Source organism: Prochlorococcus marinus str. MIT 0919, assembly GCF_027359375.1.
Lineage (GTDB): Bacteria > Cyanobacteriota > Cyanobacteriia > PCC-6307 > Cyanobiaceae > Prochlorococcus_D.
In genome coordinates, this window is the sequence record NZ_CP114779.1 from 573880 (window position 1) to 593393 (window position 19514).

General features: G+C 38.1%; 20 protein-coding genes. 10 read left to right on the forward strand and 10 right to left on the reverse strand.

The genetic code is table 11. The annotated features are described in order from the left end of the window. Window positions 1-216: 216 nt before the first annotated feature. Complete coding sequence (ychF, locus tag O5635_RS03240) at window positions 217-1308, reverse strand: redox-regulated ATPase YchF (RefSeq protein WP_036902557.1); 1092 nt, start codon at window positions 1306-1308, stop codon at window positions 217-219. 198 nt (window positions 1309-1506) lie between these two features. On the opposite strand from ychF, the gene O5635_RS03245 reads away from it, so the two are divergent. From O5635_RS03245 to O5635_RS03265, 5 genes are all read left to right on the forward strand, one after another. Then, window positions 1507-2535 carry an efflux RND transporter periplasmic adaptor subunit gene (locus tag O5635_RS03245; protein ID WP_269607944.1) on the forward strand — a complete coding sequence of 343 codons (1029 nt, stop codon included), beginning with the start codon at window positions 1507-1509 and terminating at the stop codon, window positions 2533-2535. Window positions 2536-2573: 38 nt separating this feature from the next. Continuing rightward, window positions 2574-5531: a DNA polymerase I gene (gene polA / locus O5635_RS03250; protein ID WP_036903591.1), complete on the forward strand. Its 2958-nt coding sequence runs from the start codon at window positions 2574-2576 to the stop codon at window positions 5529-5531. A 53-nt stretch (window positions 5532-5584) separates the two neighbouring features. Further along, entirely contained in the window at window positions 5585-7087 is a 1503-nt protein-coding gene (gene cysS, locus O5635_RS03255; protein ID WP_036902555.1) for a cysteine--tRNA ligase, read from the forward strand. An 84-nt stretch (window positions 7088-7171) separates the two neighbouring features. Next, window positions 7172-8410: a 1-deoxy-D-xylulose-5-phosphate reductoisomerase gene (locus tag O5635_RS03260; protein WP_072013272.1), complete on the forward strand. Its 1239-nt coding sequence runs from the start codon at window positions 7172-7174 to the stop codon at window positions 8408-8410. Between the two features lie 15 nt (window positions 8411-8425). After that, on the forward strand, window positions 8426-8758 hold the full coding sequence (locus O5635_RS03265) for a (2Fe-2S) ferredoxin domain-containing protein (protein WP_036902552.1): 333 nt from the start codon (window positions 8426-8428) through the stop codon (window positions 8756-8758). Window positions 8759-8778: 20 nt separating this feature from the next. On the opposite strand, the gene O5635_RS03270 is transcribed toward O5635_RS03265, so the two are convergent. The 4 genes from O5635_RS03270 to O5635_RS03285 are packed head-to-tail and all read right to left on the reverse strand — an operon-like array spanning window position 8779 to window position 12755. Further along, a complete protein-coding gene (locus O5635_RS03270) occupies window positions 8779-9891 on the reverse strand; it encodes an alpha/beta hydrolase (protein WP_036902551.1) in 1113 nt (370 codons plus the stop codon). Continuing rightward, on the reverse strand, window positions 9875-11308 hold the full coding sequence (locus tag O5635_RS03275; protein WP_036902549.1) for an NAD(P)(+) transhydrogenase (Re/Si-specific) subunit beta: 1434 nt from the start codon (window positions 11306-11308) through the stop codon (window positions 9875-9877). Before O5635_RS03275 ends, O5635_RS03270 begins: the two co-directional genes overlap by 17 nt. Window positions 11309-11319: 11 nt before the next feature. After that, window positions 11320-11613: an NAD(P) transhydrogenase subunit alpha gene (locus tag O5635_RS03280; protein WP_036902548.1), complete on the reverse strand. Its 294-nt coding sequence runs from the start codon at window positions 11611-11613 to the stop codon at window positions 11320-11322. Further along, a complete protein-coding gene (locus tag O5635_RS03285; protein WP_036902547.1) occupies window positions 11613-12755 on the reverse strand; it encodes a Re/Si-specific NAD(P)(+) transhydrogenase subunit alpha in 1143 nt (380 codons plus the stop codon). Before O5635_RS03285 ends, O5635_RS03280 begins: the two co-directional genes overlap by 1 nt. Window positions 12756-12886: 131 nt before the next feature. Here O5635_RS03285 and O5635_RS03290 point away from each other — a divergent pair, with 131 nt between their 5' ends. From O5635_RS03290 to O5635_RS03300, 3 genes are all read left to right on the forward strand, one after another. Then, entirely contained in the window at window positions 12887-13465 is a 579-nt protein-coding gene (locus O5635_RS03290; protein WP_036902545.1) for a hypothetical protein, read from the forward strand. A 217-nt stretch (window positions 13466-13682) separates the two neighbouring features. Beyond that, entirely contained in the window at window positions 13683-13928 is a 246-nt protein-coding gene (locus O5635_RS03295; RefSeq protein ID WP_036902544.1) for a hypothetical protein, read from the forward strand. Between the two features lie 136 nt (window positions 13929-14064). Next, a complete protein-coding gene (locus tag O5635_RS03300) occupies window positions 14065-15456 on the forward strand; it encodes an FAD-dependent oxidoreductase (protein ID WP_036902542.1) in 1392 nt (463 codons plus the stop codon). 3 nt (window positions 15457-15459) lie between these two features. Here the strand turns inward: O5635_RS03300 and infA are convergent, their stop codons facing one another. The 4 genes from infA to petM all read right to left on the reverse strand — a co-directional run bounded on the left by infA (window position 15460) and on the right by petM (window position 17216). Continuing rightward, window positions 15460-15732, reverse strand: coding sequence for a translation initiation factor IF-1 (gene infA, locus O5635_RS03305; protein ID WP_036902541.1), 273 nt, complete (start codon window positions 15730-15732; stop codon window positions 15460-15462). Between the two features lie 73 nt (window positions 15733-15805). Next, a complete protein-coding gene (locus O5635_RS03310) occupies window positions 15806-16021 on the reverse strand; it encodes a hypothetical protein (RefSeq protein WP_036902540.1) in 216 nt (71 codons plus the stop codon). Between the two features lie 76 nt (window positions 16022-16097). Further along, the gene (locus O5635_RS03315; RefSeq protein WP_036902539.1) at window positions 16098-17060 is read right to left on the reverse strand and encodes an NAD(P)H-binding protein; all 963 of its coding nucleotides are present in this window, start codon (window positions 17058-17060) and stop codon (window positions 16098-16100) included. Window positions 17061-17117: 57 nt separating this feature from the next. After that, entirely contained in the window at window positions 17118-17216 is a 99-nt protein-coding gene (gene petM, locus O5635_RS03320) for a cytochrome b6-f complex subunit PetM (RefSeq protein WP_072013271.1), read from the reverse strand. Between the two features lie 94 nt (window positions 17217-17310). Between petM and O5635_RS03325 the strand changes: the two genes are divergently transcribed. After that, on the forward strand, window positions 17311-18255 hold the full coding sequence (locus O5635_RS03325; protein WP_036902538.1) for an alpha/beta fold hydrolase: 945 nt from the start codon (window positions 17311-17313) through the stop codon (window positions 18253-18255). Between the two features lie 13 nt (window positions 18256-18268). Next, window positions 18269-18799: an acetolactate synthase small subunit gene (gene ilvN / locus O5635_RS03330; protein ID WP_036902537.1), complete on the forward strand. Its 531-nt coding sequence runs from the start codon at window positions 18269-18271 to the stop codon at window positions 18797-18799. A 22-nt stretch (window positions 18800-18821) separates the two neighbouring features. On the opposite strand, the gene O5635_RS03335 is transcribed toward ilvN, so the two are convergent. Next, window positions 18822-19514: a peptidylprolyl isomerase gene (locus O5635_RS03335; RefSeq protein ID WP_036902536.1), complete on the reverse strand. Its 693-nt coding sequence runs from the start codon at window positions 19512-19514 to the stop codon at window positions 18822-18824.

A 19514-nucleotide genomic window follows, 5' to 3' on the forward strand; every position in this document is an offset into this window, starting at 1 on the left:
ACTTTAATTGTTCTGAATTTTCAAAGGTTTACAAGCTTTTTCACCGAAAAGATAGCAATGAGATATTCATCCAACTATATCAATCAACTATCACCCACCATGCAAGGGTTATTTTTATTAACTTAAAACATTTTACACTATTAAATAGCCAGCTCTTTACTCGAATCTAAATATAATAAAAATGTGCTCAGATTCATTGCAATGAAATAGATCTGACTATACATTAAATAAGAACTCCATGACATCACCTTCTTCTACAATATACTCCTTGCCTTCACTTCTTAACCAACCCTTATTTTTTGCTTCAACAAAAGAACCAGCCTCTATAAGTTTTTCATATCCAATCGTTTGAGCGCGAATAAAACCTTTCTCAAAATCACTATGGATAACACCTGCTGCCTGAGGAGCAGTCATCCCTGCCTTAATAGTCCAGGCTCTACTTTCTTTCTCACCACTAGTAAAATATGTTCTCAAGCCCAATAAGTCATAAGAAGCCTTGATTAAACTTTTAAGCCCACCCTCCTTTACACCAAGTCCATCAAGATAATCATTTCGCTCAGCTTCACCTAAATCGATCAACTCAGATTCAACTTGAGCTGAAATATATACATGCTGTGATTGCTCCTTAGAAGCAAAGTCAATGATTGCTTGAGAATAGGTATTACCCTTACAAAGATCATCTTCACTTAGATTAATTGCATAAATAATAGGCTTTAAGGTAAGGAGACCTAAAGGCTTAATTATCAACTTTTCTTCAACTGACAATTCAACATTTCGCGCTGCTTTACCGTCTTCAAGTGCAACAAGAACACTTCCCAAAGCATTGTCCTCAAGCTGGGCCTCCTGACTTGCTCTGACTTGCTTCTTTAGTCGATCTCTTCTTTTATTAATTTGACCAATATCCGCTAGGGCTAACTCTAAATTAATGACCTCTACATCTCTAATAGGATCCACTGAGCCAGATACATGTATAACATTCTCATCTTCGAAACATCGAACAACATGCACAATTGCATCCACTTCACGAATGTTGGATAAAAACTTATTGCCTAGTCCTTCTCCCTGACTGGCACCTTTAACAAGTCCAGCTATATCAACAAATTCGATTCTTGTAGGAATTATTTCTTTACTGCAATTAAGTTCTGCAAGCAAATTTAGCCTCTTATCTGGGACAGAGACTGTTCCAACATTTGGTTCAATCGTACAAAAAGGGAAATTAGCAGCTTGAGCTTTTGCATTTGCTACAAGCGCATTAAATAAAGTTGATTTCCCTACGTTAGGAAGTCCAACTATTCCAGCTTTAAGCATAAAAAAACCAGTTTGAACAATCTTCTAAAATTAATCTGTCTAAAATAGTCCCTAATGGCTCCATAAACCAGCAAAATAGACTAAACCTTTCACCAATCAAAAAGTTTTCCCACATTGGCCATAGAAAAACAAAAGGTACTGGGCTTCATCAAAACAAAGTTAGGAGGCTCATTTCAGCGTAAAAAGCTTGTCAGTCTCTTGTCATTCCTTTTAGTAATGACAGGAGGTGGGGTTCTATGGAAATTAGGACTAGGGGAAGAAAATTCTAGAGATATAACAAGCTACACAATGACTGCTGAGCAAGGAATGCTTTCTTCCGTTATTAATGCAAGTGGAGAGTTAGGAGCTATCAAACGTATAAATATTAATCCAGACAGGCAAGGCTTAATTGAAGAGATCTATATTGAAGAAGGAGATTCAGTAAAAATGGGGCAAGTCATTGCAAAGATAGTAGACAAGGGACTCCCATTTCGGCTGAATGAATTAAATGCTGAGTTTGAAAATAAAAAATCTGCCTATGACAGGAGAAAAAAACTTTTTACAGAAGGTGCTATTAGCGCTGAAAAATATAATGAATTTCAAAGAGATTATCTAACAAGCAAAGCTCGTCTTGATCAAATAAAAGTTGAAAAAGAGCAATTATTAATTAAAGCTCCTTTCTCAGGGGTTATTACAGCACGTTATGCAGAACCAGGTTCATACGTTTCGCCAAACTCTCAAGCCTCGACTAATCAAAGCTCAAGCAAAAGGTCCGTCGTGGAGATTTCATACGGTCTTCAAGTAATAGCAAAGGTTCCTGAAAGTGATATAGGCCGTATAAGCAAAGGTCAACAAGCAACTATTCGAGTTGAAGCATTCCCAGATGAAATATTTGACTCTGTTGTAGAAAATATTTCCCCAAGAGCTATTAAGGATAATAATGTGACTTCATTTGAAGTAAAACTCTCTTTAGTGGAGCCGCCCCAGAAACTACTGATTGGTATGACCGCAGATGTTGAATTCCAAGCAGGGAAAAGTGAAATAAAGACACTAGTGCCAACTGTTGCCATCGTGACTAGGCAAGGAGAGCCAGGGCTGTTACTTGTAGGGGAAAAACAGCAACCTCTTTTCCAAAAAGTAGAACTCGGCTATAGCAGTGGAAGTAAAACAGCAATTATTAAAGGAATACTTCCTGGAGAGCAATTTTTTATAGATTTACCGCCATGGGCGAAAAGAAAAAGCAACTAACTTAAGTCTCTATAAAAATGGAGCCAGAAATTAATGCCATGTCCCAAAAACAATCAAGGCCTATTTTACTTCTTGTAGATGGTCACTCGCTAGCTTTTCGAAGCTTTTACGCTTTTAGCAAAGGAGGTGAAGGGGGGTTGACGACAAAAGATGGTCTTCCAACAAGTGTTACATTTGGGTTTCTAAAAAGTCTATTAGATAACTGCAAAAGCCTTAGCCCACAAGGAGTAACGATTGCTTTTGATACAGCTGAGCCAACGTTTCGTCACAAAGCAGATCCAAACTACAAAGCCAATAGAGATGTTGCTCCTCCGACTTTCTTTCAAGACCTAGAGCAGCTACAAACAATCCTTAAAGAAGACCTAAGGATACCAATCTGTACAGCCCCTGGATATGAAGCAGATGACGTGCTTGGAACACTAGCGAACAAAGCTGCCGAAGACGGCTGGAGAGTGCGTATACTTTCTGGAGATAGAGACCTCTTCCAATTAGTAGATGATAATCGTGATATAGCAATCATGTATATGGGGGGTGGGCCTTACTCAAAAAGTGGTAATCCTTCCTTAATCAATGAATTGGCTGTCAAAGAAAAGCTTGGTGTTCTTCCTAACAAAGTTATCGACTTAAAGGCTCTTACTGGAGATAGTTCAGACAATATACCTGGAGTTAAAGGTGTTGGACCAAAAACAGCAATCAACCTTTTAAATGAAAATAATGATCTTGATGGAGTCTTTCAATTATTAGAAGTTCTCGAAGAGAAAGGAGAGAAAGCTTTCCAGGGTTCAATCAAAGGAGCTGTGAAATTAAAACTTAGGCAAGGTAAAGAGAATGCCTACCTTTCTAGAAAGCTCGCCGAAATCTTAATCGAAGTTCCTTTGAAAACATCAGGTTTTGAATTAACCAAAATAAATCAAGAAAGTCTTGCGAACTCCTTACAAGATCTTGAATTATACAGTCTTTATAGGCAAATACCAACTTTTATAGCAACATTTTCATCTGGTGGTTTTTTAGCAAACAAATCAACAGCAAGTGAGAAAAAGAACTCAATAGAGAGTATTAACGAGAAGAACTATACAAAAACAAAAGTCAATGTCGAAAATAAGATGCCAATTTTAAATCCAAGAGTAATTAATAACAAATCCCAGCTTACTGAACTTCTTGAAGTCCTATCAGAATGCACTCAATCATCTAAGCCAGTAGCTATTGATACTGAGACAACTAGTTTAAATCCCTGCCAAGCAGAGCTTGTAGGTGTAGGCATATGTTGGGGAGAAGGTATTGATGAGATAGCCTATATACCTGTGGGACATAATTCTAGCGAGCTTATAACGAACACTGAACATGATAAGCAGCTACCTCTTCTCGAAGTTATCCAAGCTTTATCTCCATGGCTTGGCAGTTCTCAACATCCTAAAGTCCTTCAGAATACAAAATATGACCGATTAGTCTTTCTTCAATATGGCATACCTCTAGAAGGAGTTGTCATGGATACTCTCCTGGCTGATTACATACTTGATGCTAGTAAGAAACATAGTTTAGAAGAAATGGCCAAAAGGGAATTTGGCTTTACGCCACTTAACTTCAAAGACCTTGTTAAGAAAGGGGAAACCTTCAGAGAGGTTGATATTAAGACTGCAAGCCTGTACTGCGGAATGGATGTATATCTAACAAGAAAGCTTTGTTTTGTAATTGAACAACAATTGAAAGGTATTAGTGGAAATCTTATTGATCTTTTAAATCAAGTAGAGCTCCCGCTAGAGCCAATACTTGCAAATATGGAAGCCAGGGGGATAAGAGTGGACATACCTTACCTAGAAAAACTTTCGATTGAGTTAAATAAAACACTGCAAAGTATCGAAAAGAAAGCTTATGAAATTACAAGCAATGAATTCAACCTAAACTCTCCAAAGCAATTGGGTGAAATACTCTTTGAGCAATTAGAACTGGACAAAAAGAAATCTCGCAAAACAAAAACAGGCTGGAGTACTGATGCAAATGTTTTAGAAAAACTAGAGCAAGACCATCCACTTGTACCAATGATCATAGAGCACCGAACCCTAAGCAAACTTCTCAGCACATACGTAGATGCCTTGCCACAATTAGTAGAAAAAGAAACTGGAAGAGTACATACCGATTTCAATCAAGCAGTTACAGCTACTGGTAGATTAAGCAGTAGCAATCCTAATTTACAAAACATTCCTATTCGAACAAACTTTAGTAGACGTATTCGGAAGGCATTTTTACCTAGGGAAGATTGGGTGCTGTTAAGTGCAGATTATTCCCAAATAGAACTTCGTATACTTGCCCATCTCTCAGAAGAGGAGTTCCTTCAACAAGCCTATCGTAATGGAGACGATGTTCATGAATTAACGGCAAAGCGTTTATTGGATAAACAGTCAATAAATGCCGACGAAAGAAGACTAGGTAAAACAATCAATTTTGGGGTTATCTATGGAATGGGCTTTCAACGTTTTGCTCGTTCAACTGGTGTTTCACAAACAGAGGCCAAAGATTTTCTAAATAGATATAAAGATCAGTATCCAAAGGTATTCTCTTTTTTAGAGCTTCAAGAAAGACTTGCGCTCAGTCAAGGTTATGTAGAAACTCTACTTGGTCGTAGAAGGTATTTTCATTTCGACAAAAATGGTTTAGGAAGACTATTAGGAAAAAACCCTATGGATATTGATCTTAAACTTGCCCGACGGGCTGGAATGGAAGCACAACAACTACGAGCAGCAGCAAATGCTCCAATTCAAGGTTCTAGTGCTGACATTATTAAAGTAGCCATGGTCCAATTGGATAAAAAATTAAAAGAAGCATCAGTACCTGCAAATTTGCTATTGCAAGTCCATGATGAATTAGTTTTAGAAGTAGAGCCGTCAGCAATGACAAAAGTTCGAGAGTTAGTTGTAAAAACAATGGAAAATGCTATTCATCTTAGCGTTCCTCTAACTGTAGAATCTGCAGTTGGCAAAAATTGGATGGATGCAAAATAAGAAATCAAGAAAAATGATTTTTTTTACCCAAACATTTTCATCGTTTTAATCAAGTGTCCCTCAAATTAACAAACACACTTAGTGGGCAAGTCGAACTTTTCAAGTCACTGAAGCCTAATGAAGTAAATATCTATTGTTGTGGTGTTACCGTCTACGACCTTTGCCATCTTGGACATGCAAGAAGTTATATTGCATGGGACACTTTGCGTAGATATTTTATTTGGCAAGGTTATAAAGTAACCTTCGTTCAAAACTTTACAGATATTGACGACAAAATATTAAATCGAGCAGCTACAGAAAATTCAACTATGCATGAGGTCAGCGAGCGAAATATTAAAGAGTTCTATAAAGATATGGACTCATTAGGTATTTTACGGCCAGACCGAACTCCAAGAGCCACCCAATGTCTCGATGAGATCCGCTCTATGATTATGAATCTAGAGAAAAAAGGAGCAGCTTACTCAACAGAAGGAGATGTTTATTTTACAGTCAGTAAGCATAGTAGTTATGGGAAACTGAGCGGCAGAGACTTATCGAAGCAACAGATCAATCCAGAAGGACGTGTAACTGATAAAGAAAAAGCACGTAAACATCATCCTTTTGATTTTGCATTATGGAAAGCCGCAAAGGATGAAGAGCCAAGCTATCCTTCACCTTGGGGCAAAGGTCGTCCTGGTTGGCATATTGAATGCTCTGCAATGGTTCTAAAAGAATTAGGTGAAACAATAGATATTCATCTTGGTGGTACTGATCTTATATTCCCTCACCATGAAAATGAGATAGCTCAATCTGAAACGGCCAATGGTAAAAAGTTGGCAAATTTTTGGCTGCACAATGGAATGGTCAATGTGGGAGGAGAAAAAATGAGTAAGTCAATTGGAAACTTCACAACCATAAGAGACTTAACAGACAAAGGGGTTACGCCAATGACAATAAGATTTTTTGTATTGCAAGCACACTATAGAAAGCCTCTTGATTTTACTGATGAAGCAATACAGGCAGCAGCAACAGGGTGGATTGGATTAAACAAAGCACTTGCCTTAGGAGAAAATCACAAAGGAATCTTGAAATGGTCTAAATCAAGAAATTTAAAATCACCTCTTACAGCATCTGAAGTCTCTTGTTTAGAGGGGTTAAATTCATTACGTCAATCTTTCACAGATGCATTAAACAATGATTTGAACACCGCTTCAGCTCTGGCAGTTCTTTTTGAACTTGCTCGTCCATTAAAGACAATCGCAAATCAAATTGAATATGAGCAACTAGAAGTGAGCAGGCTTACTGATGATAATTCTAGAAATCTTAATTCCAGATGGATAACTCTTGTTGAATTAGCGGATGTTCTGGGGTTAAAAAATGAACCAACTAAAAAAGTATTTTCTAAAGACGATTCTGTCCCAAGCATGGCCTATATCCAAGAAGCGATTAAAGAAAGAAGAGCTGCAAAATCAATTCGGGATTATAAGAAAGCAGATCAAATAAGGAATGAACTAAAAGAGCAAGGTATTGAATTAATTGACAAGTCAGAAGGGATAACTGATTGGAAAAGAATTTAGTTTTTTTTCAGTACTTTCCAATAATTTACTTTTTAGACAGTAAGAACCTTGAAATGAGAGACTGTTTATATCTGTAAGGACATTGTGAAAGCCATCAGCGTGCTGGGCTCCACTGGTTCTATTGGCACCCAAACCCTCCAAATTGCTGAAGAGTTCCCAGAACAATTCAAAGTAGTTGGGTTAACTGCTGGGAGAAACCTAAATCTCCTAATAGAACAAATACAACGACATAATCCAGAAGTAGTTGCACTTGCGGATGAATCCCTTGTCCCTCAGCTGCAACAACTGTTAAAAAATCTATCCCTTGATGAAAAACCAGCGAAACTTCCAGAATTATTTGGTGGCCAAGAAGGACTAAGTATTGCTGCTTCATGGGATCACGCCGACCTTGTGGTTACTGGAATTGTCGGATGTGCTGGTCTTCTGCCTACTCTGGCGGCTATAAAAGCCGGGAAAGATATTGCTCTAGCTAATAAAGAAACTCTTATAGCTGCGGGACCTGTTGTACTACCTGAATTAAAGCGGAGTGGCAGCCGCCTACTACCAGCTGATTCAGAACACTCGGCAATATTTCAGTGTCTGCAAGGCACTCCTTGGGCAGAGAATGCACGACTTTCAACTGGAGTACCAACTCCAGGGCTCAGAAGTATTCAATTAACTGCTTCAGGCGGAGCGTTTCGGGACTGGTCCATTGAAGATCTAGAGAAGGCGACTATTAAGGATGCAACTAGTCACCCAAATTGGAGTATGGGCCAGAAAATAACCGTAGATTCAGCCACTCTTATGAACAAAGGGCTTGAGGTGATTGAAGCGCATTATTTATTTGGTCTTGATTACGATCAGATAGGGATAGTTATCCACCCTCAAAGCATTATTCACTCCATGATTGAGTTAACTGACTCCTCTGTTTTAGCTCAGATGGGTTGGCCTGACATGAAACTCCCAATTCTGTATGCCATGAGTTGGCCAAACAGAATTGAAACACCTTGGAAGAGATTAAATCTTCCTGAGATAGGGGAAATAACCTTCAAAGAACCAAACACCGTCAAATATCCTTGCATGGGACTTGCTTACTCAGCAGGCAAATTAGGTGGCACTATGCCAGCGGTTCTTAATGCAGCAAATGAAGAAGCAGTTGCATTGTTCCTAGAAGAAAAAATTCATTTTTTAAACATTCCAAAAGCAATTGAAATCGCATGCGAAAAGCATAAAAATGATTTAAAGCACAACCCACAATTAAATGATGTTATTTATTTTGATACTTGGGCCCGAAAAATAGTGAGGGAGTCTGTAGAAAAAGATGTCCAACAATTCACAAGATAGTGTACTCAAATCAAGATGGAGATTAGTCACCATATTCTTCTTTGTGCATCACCTTCTAAAGCATTGTGCTGCGACCCTGAAACCGGAATAAAAAGTTGGAATAGGCTCAAAAGAGTAATAAGGGATTTAAGACTAGAAGAACCTAATAGAAAAGAAGGTATTGTTTTAAGAAGCAAAGTTGACTGTTTAAGAGTCTGCAAAGAGGGTCCTATAATGTTAATTTGGCCCGATGGGATTTGGTATAGACGAGTAAATCCAGACTTGATAGAATTAATAGTTAAACAACATATAATTGAAGGAAGTCCAGTAAAAGAATTTATATTTAATCAAACCTTGTTTAAAAAATAATTCAAAACAATTTTTACATATCAAAACTTTAGCAGCCAGCGCTTTACAAGTTCATCACCCCAGCATCCACCAATTCCATGAAATCCGTTATGTCCTCCATTAGAAGTAATGCAAACTTCTATCTTGGAGTTGCAACCAAGTTTTTGTGTTTTCTTAAATAGTTCAATAGCTGCATCAGGTGGAACCCAAGGGTCATCGAGTGATTGAATGAAAAGAGTTTCAGGAATACCCGCAGGATTTTGACAAAGAGTGCTTAACGGAGAAGCATTTTTATAGTATTCATCCACATTATTAAATCCCCATCTTGGGGCTGTAATAACAGAGTCGAAGTCCCTAATTGACGTAATCTTTGAAGCAGAAATACTTCTTTCATCTGTCAAAGCTTCTCTCTCAAAAGGCTTAACTCCAAAAGGGTCCGCAAGTGTTTGCTTAACTAAACGCTGCAAAAGCCACTTTTGATAAAACTTATTTCGTGGCTGTTCTATTGCCGCACTGCATGCAACTAAATCTAACGGACTACTGATACAAACCAACCCATCTAAAGGCGGCTGAGGGATGAAGGGATGGTTAATCAACTCAAAGCAAGCATTAAGAAGAATTGTTCCTCCTAAAGAAATACCTACTCCAAATAGAGGTATATAACTTGTTGTAATATCATTTTGTTTCCATAATAGATCGCAAATCTCCCTAGCTTTAACTATTACGGGGATTAAATCACTATTACACTTGGCTGCATATGTTCCAGCAACTAAATCTCTCCCAGGAATAGCACCTCTAAGATTCAATCGCAAAATAACGAAGCCTGCGTTTAAAAGCTTTAAAGCCATACGTCTCAAACCTCTTCTACGGCTAGACCCCCCTAGTCCATGAAGCATAAGAACAACACCACGCATCTCAGAGGACTCACTAGGTCTATTCAAAAGTGCCATTAAGTAGCCGCTGGTATCACCACCATTAGGCAGAGGAGGTATCTTAATTTTCAAGACCTCGCCATTTTGCGAGAGCAACTCATCAGTAACAAATGAATCCCTTAAAGTTTGAAGGTCTCCTCCTATCCAAGGGAATCTCTGCCTAAAGGGATCTATTCCAAGATCATTAATAACCTGACAAGAACCATCAACTTCTACTGCCAATTCCTAACTCCTTAAGCTCAACTAAAAGATCTCCTAAAACCTTCTTTGCATCTCCAAAGACCATTGAAGTATTAGGCAGCTCAAACAAATCATTCTTTATTCCTGAATAACCTGCACTCATTCCTCTTTTAACTACAAAAACTGTACGAGCTTCTTGAACATCCAGTACTGGCATCCCATACAACGGCGAAGTTGAATCATTCTTTGCTTGTGGATTGACTACATCGTTTGCCCCAAGAACAAGAACAACATCTGTTGCAGGAAACTCAGGATTAATAATATCCATTTCCATTAATTGTTCATAAGGAACATCTGCTTCTGCTAAAAGGACATTCATATGTCCTGGCATACGACCGGCTACTGGGTGGATCGCATACTTCACTTCGATTCCATTATTTTCTAATGATCTAGTAACCTCCCTGAGCGTATGTTGAGCCTGGGCAACAGCAAGTCCATAACCGGGAACAATTACAACACGTTCGGCGGCTTCAAGTGTTAAAGCACATTCTTCAACACTACAACTTGTTATGTTCAGATACTCTCCGGAACCATTACTTCCAGAAGTTGAGTTAGCAGCAAGTGCTCCGCCAAACAAAACAGAAATCAAAGACCTATTCATTCCGTTACACATAACTTGAGTAAGTATTAAGCCTGCAGCTCCAACCATTGCTCCTGCCACAATCAAAAGTTGACTTCTAACGACAAAACCTGCTGCTGCTGCTGCTACACCCGAGTAGCTATTCAATAATGAGATAACTACTGGCATATCAGCTCCTCCGATTGAGAGGGTGACACCAATACCAAGCAAGCTTGAACTAACAACCAATAAGGGCAGGCCAGTTGCTCCTCCAAATAAAACTTCAATAATCCCGATACAAGACATTACGGCTAGACCAATATTGATTACATGACGAAATTTGCTTTCCATCCATGAAGGAGTGGAAAGCCATCCTCGCAACTTCGCCATGGCAACGATTGAACCAGAGAAAGTAATCGCTCCAACAAAAACAGAAATAGCAATAGATATTTTGTCAATCAATCCCCCATTCAACTCGGCATTTGTATTAGAGAAAAGTGCCACTCCCAAAGCAACCAATAAGGAAGACATTCCTCCACAACCATTAAATAAAGCAACTGTTTCTGGCATTGCCGTCATAGAAACCCGTTTAGCAGTAATCATTCCCAGGACACCACCTATTAAGGAACCAATAATTATCCACACCCAAGAACTGATTGTTATCCCTGTATCTCCTAAAGCATTAATTAATAGACCTACAACTGCCAGAAGCATTGCAACAGCTGCCAAACGATTGGCCTCCCTAGCAGAACGAACTTTTGAAAGCCCCTTAATGCCTAAAGCCAAAAGGAGTACAGCAATAAGGTCAATAGAGTATTTAAGAATTTCAGTGAAAGTCATTACAAGTTCTCCTATTTGCGTGATGTTTTACGACTAAACATCGCAAGCATTCTGTCTGTGACAAGGAAGCCTCCTACGACATTGAATAAAGCGAACCCAAGAGAAACCGACCCCATAACTAACAAAGCAGTATTATCTCCTGCCTTAATTATTAAAGTAAGCGCAGCAAGAATAGTAATTCCTGAAATAGCATTAGCTCCACTCATAAGTGGTGTGTGCAAAGTAGGAGGGACCTTCCCAATTAATTCCAATCCAAGAAGACTTCCTAGCAAAAGTACCCAAAGTGCTTCACTTAAAAAAGACATTAGATTTTCTCTCCTGAATTAAATACTGCTTCATGCCGAAGGAAGCCATTGTGACTAATTAAAGAACCATTAATAAGTTCATCGTTTGTGTCAAGCAACAAATTTCCATCCTTTAGGAATGGATGAATTAAAGAAAACAAATTCCTTGAATACAAAACACTCGCATGATTAGGCACACTAGATGGCAAATTTGATGCACCTATAAGATTTACCCCTTTCCTGACAATTGTTTCTCCAGGTTTAGTTCCAGCACAATTTCCTCCTTGAGCTACAGCAAGATCAATTACCACTGAACCAGGCCTCATACCATCCAACATCTCCTCATTCAAAAGACGAGGTGCTTTTTTGCCTGGGACTTGAGCAGTACAAATAGCAACATCAGCTTCTGATAATTGCTCTTTTAATTGCTTACGTTGAGCATTTAGAAATGCCTCGGAAGCCTGACGTGCATATCCTGCAGATTCGCTAGGGCTATCTTCAATTTCTGGCGGAGCTATAAATCTTGCCCCCAAAGATTCAACTTGTTCTTTTACTGCAGGACGAATATCACTCACATATACAACTGCCCCAAGTCTTTTTGCTGTAGCAACTGCTTGAAGCCCAGCCACACCTGCACCCAAAACAACAACTTTTGCTGGCTGGACAGTACCAGCAGCTGTCATCAACATTGGGAAATATCTATCTAGAGCACTAGCAGCTAATAAAACTGATTTGTAGCCTGCAATATTGGCCTGAGATGAAAGTGCATCTGATGACTGTGCTCGGCTAATTCTAGGAAGGAGTTCAAGTGCTAAAGCTGAAAGTTCGTTAACTTTTAAAGATTCTCCCAAATCCAAATTGCCATAAGGGGAAAGTAATCCCACTATCAAAGTTTTCGATTTTAATTTTGACAAAAACTCTAATTGCGGGGTATTCACGCAAAGAACCAAATCAATTGTGATGAAAAGATTTGATTCCTCTAAAGAAACCACTTCTGCTCCAGCTTTCATATAGTTTTCATCCGAAAAGCCAGCCAATACTCCAGCCCCTTGCTGAACGCAAACAGTACATCCAAGGTCAAGAAACTTTTTAACCGTTTCAGGCGTTGCAGCAACACGGGTCTCACCCGGAACTGAATCAAGAGGAATTAATAAACTTGGCAAGATAGGCTACCTTTTTCATCTAAAGATTAAGACTGAAAAGGTTCTAAGACCAGGACTTTTTATGAAAAAAGGTTTTCCTTCATAAGGTTTTTAGCTAAGAAGAGAAAGGAAACTAAAAATCCAGCTAAAAAATGGGCCTTACTGCAATCGAATGTCCAGACGGCGTTTGTCATAGTCATCACGGTGGTCATGCTGTACCACGCACTGCAATGCAAAAGAATTTGCAAAGTCATGGCAAAGAATGGTGCGAAAGACTTGCTGAAAGAATCTACGAAATGTCCGTTGATACTTTTTCTCAAACTGTAATGCCAAGTCTTCACTCATCAGGATGGCAAAGAAGGCATCTAGACTGGGAATTCAAATTAACAGATGAAGCTTCAGAACCAGATGAGGCTTTAGTAGAAGGAATTATTAATGCCACAGAAAGCTTTCTGCGCAGCAGCGAAGTTCACCGTTTATTTATTCAAGAATTAGTTCAAGGTACTTTTGCCGAAGCAACTAATGACAGTCTTCGCTCTAAAGCAGTTCATTCATTAATAGAAAATGAAATAATGGCAATGCTCGAAGAAAAGAAAGAAGAGCTTCTAGATCGATTAGCTGAAAATTTATTAGAAGAAGCAAATGGCAACTTTGATCTTGCAAGAAAATCTGCCAATGAAGGCATTACCGAAGTAGAGAAACTACTTTTAAACCACACAGAAGCCGTTTAACGAAGACAAGAATGTTCCTATATTTAAGGAATTAGATTTTATTAAAAAAGTATTAAAAGAAAACACTCATTCACCGAGAAACCTAGTAATTTCATTGACTATATAAAGAATTTATTAAGGCAATAATTCTTTTTGTACACAAAATGCATGTTTGTACAAATCGAAACACTTTTTAGCCCCTTTTCTGTGTAAAGGTACCCCCGTTGGGGAACTAAGCATGAACAACTCTCTTAAAAGGCGGGTAAATATTGCGACTTGCTGGGCATCTAGCAGAATTGCTCTCTTAGATAGCATTGAGAGCTATGAGGATAGCTATGCAATAACTCAAGAGTTTAAAGAGTGGATAGTATGTCTTGAAGCAAAATCAGATCTTATAAACGCTTCCATACTGAAGCTACCCAAGCCTCAAGCAACTCATTTAAACGAAGATTCTAATGAGAAAGACGAATTACTTGAATTATGAAAATAGTTTTACCAACCCTTCTTTGATTTAGCCTAATTTTTGCTATCGAAAGCTTATTTATATTATTAATCTCTTCCACAATGAATAAATTTTTCAATTATCTTTAGGGTTAGTTAGCTGGAATTCGCCTTTTGCTATGGGCGATGAAAATAAAAAAAACAGACCTCAGGTAGAGAATCTGGTCATTATCGGTTCTGGGCCTGCAGGCTATACCGCTGCCATTTATGCGGCAAGAGCAAATTTGCAACCTTTACTAATAACTGGTTTTGAAAGAGGAGGTATTCCTGGAGGACAGTTAATGACTACAACATTTGTTGAAAACTATCCAGGTTTCCCAGATGGGATAAAAGGTCCGGAGTTAATGGATTTAATAAAAGCCCAAGCCATTAGATGGGGCACAAAACTTTTAGAAGAAGATGCAGAAAAAATTGAGTTAAAAACAAGACCTTTCCTAATTAGAACTTCAAGTGAAAATATTCTTACAAATTCTTTAATCATTGCTACAGGAGCAAGTGCAAATAAACTTGGATTAACTAATGAGCCTTTATTCTGGAGTAAAGGAATTAGTGCATGTGCAATATGTGATGGTGCCACTCCGCAATTCCGTAAAGAAGAATTAGTAGTTGTAGGTGGTGGAGATTCAGCCTGTGAAGAAGCTGTTTATTTAACTAAATACGGAAGTCATGTTCATCTACTTGTTCGTTCAACACATCTAAAGGCTACTGCCGCAATGTCGGATAGAGTGATCTCCAATCCTCAAATAAGTATCCATTTCGAGACTGAAATAATTGATATTGAAGGAAATGATTGGTTAAATACTATTCATATAAGAAGCAAATTATCTGGGAAGAAGAATGTAATTAAAGCCAAAGGTCTTTTTTATGCTATTGGTCATACTCCAAATACAGATCTATTTGATTCTGAAATAGAAAAAGATGAAAAAGGTTACATAATAACTAAGCCTGGGAGACCAGAAACTTCCATCTCAGGAGTATTTGCCGCCGGTGACGTTGCTGACCCAGAATGGCGGCAAGGAATAACTGCTGCTGGAAGTGGTTGCCAGGCTGCTTTGGCTGCAGAAAGGTGGCTTAGCCAAAACAATCTTGCTTCAATAATAAAAAGGCATCCCTCTGAACCAGCTCCATCTGAGCTAATTGAATCTGACGCAATAACAACAGCAAATACATTCGATGAAAATCACATCTGGCAAAAAGGTAGTTATCCACTCAGAAAGCTATATCACGAGAGTCAAAAGCCTCTATTAGTTATTTACACTTCAGCGAACTGCGGACCATGTCATGTATTAAAACCTCAATTAAAAAGAGTCCTGAAAGAGTTAGAAGGAAAAGCTCTTGGAGTTGAAATTGATATAGAAGTAGATCAAGAGATTGCTAAGCAAGCTGGCATTAATGGAACTCCAACTATCCAACTCTTTCAATCAAAAAATCTTATTAAAGAATGGAAAGGCGTAAAACAAAGATCAATCTTCAAAGAAGCTATATATGATCTTATAAAGGTTGATTCCTAAAAATTATTTACGCCGTGGTCCTCCGGGTCTATTACCCGAACGAGGACCTCTTGATCCTCCACCTGCATTGCGTTCTCTATAAGTTATTCTTCCTCTAGTTAAGTCGTATGGACTTATCTCAACTAAAACCTTATCTCCAGCAAGCAATTTAATCCTGAATTTAGTTAGTTTTCCAGCGGCTCTACATAAGCACTGATGACCTTCTGGCTGCTCTAGAGTAACTAAATAAAAGCCATTCCCTTGTTCTTTTTCAATCACACCTGATGTTTCAATCATTATGGTTGAATAAAAAGATAATTTAATAATCTAATTCTATTAAAAACTTGATGTCAGTAGCAATATTAAGAGGTTAACCCAACACTTCTTGAAGTTCTCTTACCGTTTGTAATTGGCCATAGTAATAATTAGCCCTTGCTCTACGATCTGTATCATCTAGCCCATCAAAAGCTTCAAAGCCAATTTTTCTCCACAATTCATTCCCGCAAGCCTTATCAAGTTCATCGGTTGCTTCAGAACAAATGTTTTCCAATCTTCGATTGAGGTTTTTAATTTGAGCGACAGACATAAAGGTTGATCATCAAATGAATAGTACAAATAAACTAAAAAATTGCAACCCTTTGCTCCTTCTCTCTGAAAAGTCTTTAAAAAGGAAGTTTTTTTCTCTGCTCTTTATTTAGATCAGCCTCCATTTCTCGTAGGCGCTTAAGTATTACCTCGTAATACTCTTTGAGATAAGACTCCATAGTGGTTGTTTCAGAGGGCTGCAAGTCAAAAGCCTTATATGTTTCATCCATTGAAGAATCCAATGGAACGCCACTGGAGCTGACATCCGCGAAAGTAAGCCTCTCTGCAACATTTAAAGTTGATTCAAAAAAGGAAACCATAGACTTTGCAATATCTATTAAAAAGGGGGATACCCTTAGGACTCTTGCTTTTTTATCGCTATAACCCTCACACAATTGGATCAGTTCTGCTGGAGTCCATGCCTTTGGTCCGACTACTGGGAAGCTCTTCCTAATTGTTTCATTTCGACTTAAAGCAGCCACTGCAAATCGAGCCATATCTTGAGTATTCATATACGCAATTGGGCTGGCAGTTCCGCTAATCCAAACTGGCTGACTATCCAAAATAGGAATTGCAAATTGGCCTATCACGCCTTGCATAAAAGCCACACCTTGCAGAATGGTGTAATCAAAAGAGGATTCAGCCAATAAACATTCTGTGCAATATTTGATATCCATTAGAGGGACATTTCTAAATCTTTCTGCTGCAAATAAAGAAATAAAAACCAATCTTTTAATGGATGCAGATTCACAAGCTCTAAAAAGATTTAACTTCCCTTCCCAGTCGGTCTCGTAAACACTTCTTGGGTCTTCAGGTCTTGTGGTAGATGCATCAATTACAGCCTCTATCCCGCTAAGGGCGTATTCGATGTCTCCCTGCCTCAACAAATCGCCCTGAGTTAGCTCACAACCCCATTCCTGCAAAAAGCCAGCATTCTTGGGCCTGCGAACCATACATCGCACTTGATGCCCGGAATCAATTGCCTTTTTGGCTATTTGACGTCCAAGCGTCCCTGTTCCACCGATAACCAGAACCTGCATGCAAATGTCATTGTGAATGAGCAGCTTAAAGGGAATAGCGGCAAATTGGTGAGATAATTAGTCTCCTTGGAGCTTTAACAAAAGTGCGCCCCCCAATAAGCCCACTGGAATTAATACCCAGAAAACTGCTGCTGTACCGAAAATCTCTGAAGCCATTCAAATATTCTAAATCATTTAACTATTTAAACCCCTAACATTTAAATCCCCAAGCAAATTAACCCTCATAGAAATAAATAGAAGACATTTCCAAATGAAAACCTCTCAAGAAGCTGATAGCGCATGGGGCAAAGCCAATTTTTGGTCTTGGCAAGGACTTTATTGTCACTGGAGGGTGTTAGGAGAAGAAAACAAAAAAGCCATAGTCCTAATTCATGGGTTTGGTGCAAGTAGCTCTCACTGGAGAAACAATGGTCTTTTTTTTGCAAGAAAAGGTTTTAGAGTATATGCACTAGACCTAATAGGGTTTGGGAAATCTGAACAACCAAAAGGGTCGGCAAACAAATATTTAGATAATGAAATTTGGGCAAATCAAGTTACTGATTTCATCAAAGAAATTGTTCAGATAAGCAAAGAAGAAAAGGTTATTCTAGTAGGGAATTCTCTAGGTGGACTTGTTGCAATAACAAGCTTAAAGCTAAAACCAAACCTTGTTGAAGCCGTAATAGCTTCACCTTTACCTGACCCAGCCTTAATGCAATCCAAACAATTAAATATACCTAGTTGGATAAGAACAATAAAGAATAAAATTATCATCCTCTTTTTTACACTCTTGCCACTCGAAGTTTTAATACCTCTTATAATAAGAACTGGGGTAATTAATTCCGGTCTACAACTTGCCTATAACAAACCAATCCTGAAAGACATAGAACTAAAAAGAATAATTAGAAAACCTGCACAAAGGAAAACAGCGGCCAGGGCTCTTAGGTCAATGTGTATTGGAATGTCTATCAGGAAAGCAGAATGCACTGCGCCAAATTTGCTTAATAGTTTAATGAAAAAAGCTTATACTCCTCCAATTCTGCTCTTGTGGGGAAGAGAAGATAAATTAGTCCCTTTAAAAATTGGCCAAAAACTAACAAAGGACTACCCTTGTCTGCAATTGTTAATAATGGAGGGGGCCGGTCATTGCCCTCATGACGAATCTCCTAAAACTTTCAATCAATACGTTTTAAATTGGTTGAAAATTAATTTATAAAGAATTAAAGCCCATGAAGCACACTCTCTCAGTATTAGTAGAAGACCAATCAGGAGCATTAAGCAGAATCTCAGGCCTATTTGCTAGAAGAGGTTTTAATATTGAGAGCTTAGCGGTAGGGCCAGCAGAAGCTCCAGGCATATCAAGATTAACAATGGTTGTTGAAGGAGATGATGAAACTCTTCAACAAATGACTAAACAACTCGACAAATTAGTAAATGTCCTTTATGTAATCGATCTCACTAGCCTACCTGCCGTAGAAAGAGAATTGATGCTATTAAAAGTTTCTGCAAAATCAAACCACCGGAAAGAGATATTGGACCTTGTTCAAGTTTTTAGAGCCAAAGTTGTAGATGTATCTGATCAAGCTCTAATTTTAGAAGTAGTTGGTGATCCAGGCAAACTGGTTGCATTAGAGAAGCTGATGAAACCATATGGCATTCTTGAGATTGCTAGGACGGGGAAAGTTGCCCTTGAAAGAGCTTCAGGTATAAGTACAGAAATGCTAAAATCAACCTCTAAAGGGAAAAATTTACCTGCATAAATTTTGAGAAAACTTTAATTAATCAATTTTCTCCAATACTTTTTACATTAATAATGTAATCCCCTTCTTTTATTTTATTTAGAACATTTATCCCCTTAACTACTTTTCCAAAAACAGCATATCTTCCGTCAAGTTCCGGTAGATCTCTAAGGGAAATATAAAATTGAGCACTTGCCGAGTTCAATGATTCAGACCTTGCCATTGATAAAGAACCTCTTTGATGAGTTAAAATAATTCGGCTAAAGTCATCCTGAGAAGAAATAAGTTGATTATATCTAGGAAGTGTTTCATTCCTAAGTTTAATTTCTAAAGGTATGAATCGAGCATTGCCTTTTTCAGGGTTAATGAAATGACCAGTTCCTATAATATTTTTATTAGTTTTAAGTTTTTTAGACATAGGATCACCACCTTGAATGACAAATGGAATAGGATCATTTATTACTCTATGGAAGGTTGTATGTTTATAAACACCTCTATTTATCAAGTCAAGAAAATTACCAACAGTTAATGGAGCAGATTTGCCATCTATTTCTAAGGTAATCACTCCTTTATTAGTAACCATCTCTATTGTGTGAGTAGTATTAATACATTGGATAGTTTTGTTTATGCAAAAATTATTAGAAGAATTATTATTCTTTTGAATAACACAAGCGCTAAAGAGAGGGCTTAAAGAAAGTACTAAAAATAGAAAGCTACATTTCTTTAAAAAGTTCAT

Excerpts from the sequence above, each read along its gene's own strand:
- O5635_RS03275 (WP_036902549.1), bottom strand. The coding sequence starts at position 11,308 with ATGACTTTCACTGAAATTCTTAAATACTCTATTGACCTTATTGCTGTA.
- ilvN (WP_036902537.1), top strand. The coding sequence starts at position 18,269 with ATGAAGCACACTCTCTCAGTATTAGTAGAAGACCAATCAGGAGCATTA.
- O5635_RS03315 (WP_036902539.1), bottom strand. The coding sequence starts at position 17,060 with ATGCAGGTTCTGGTTATCGGTGGAACAGGGACGCTTGGACGTCAAATA.
- O5635_RS03335 (WP_036902536.1), bottom strand. The coding sequence starts at position 19,514 with ATGAACTTTTTAAAGAAATGTAGCTTTCTATTTTTAGTACTTTCTTTA.
- O5635_RS03310 (WP_036902540.1), bottom strand. The coding sequence starts at position 16,021 with ATGTCTGTCGCTCAAATTAAAAACCTCAATCGAAGATTGGAAAACATT.
- O5635_RS03290 (WP_036902545.1), top strand. The coding sequence starts at position 12,887 with ATGGGCCTTACTGCAATCGAATGTCCAGACGGCGTTTGTCATAGTCAT.
- O5635_RS03265 (WP_036902552.1), top strand. The coding sequence starts at position 8,426 with ATGGAGATTAGTCACCATATTCTTCTTTGTGCATCACCTTCTAAAGCA.
- polA (WP_036903591.1), top strand. The coding sequence starts at position 2,574 with ATGTCCCAAAAACAATCAAGGCCTATTTTACTTCTTGTAGATGGTCAC.
- infA (WP_036902541.1), bottom strand. The coding sequence starts at position 15,732 with ATGATTGAAACATCAGGTGTGATTGAAAAAGAACAAGGGAATGGCTTT.
- O5635_RS03295 (WP_036902544.1), top strand. The coding sequence starts at position 13,683 with ATGAACAACTCTCTTAAAAGGCGGGTAAATATTGCGACTTGCTGGGCA.
- ychF (WP_036902557.1), bottom strand. The coding sequence starts at position 1,308 with ATGCTTAAAGCTGGAATAGTTGGACTTCCTAACGTAGGGAAATCAACT.
- O5635_RS03300 (WP_036902542.1), top strand. The coding sequence starts at position 14,065 with ATGGGCGATGAAAATAAAAAAAACAGACCTCAGGTAGAGAATCTGGTC.
- O5635_RS03325 (WP_036902538.1), top strand. The coding sequence starts at position 17,311 with ATGAAAACCTCTCAAGAAGCTGATAGCGCATGGGGCAAAGCCAATTTT.
- petM (WP_072013271.1), bottom strand. The coding sequence starts at position 17,216 with ATGGCTTCAGAGATTTTCGGTACAGCAGCAGTTTTCTGGGTATTAATT.
- O5635_RS03280 (WP_036902548.1), bottom strand. The coding sequence starts at position 11,613 with ATGTCTTTTTTAAGTGAAGCACTTTGGGTACTTTTGCTAGGAAGTCTT.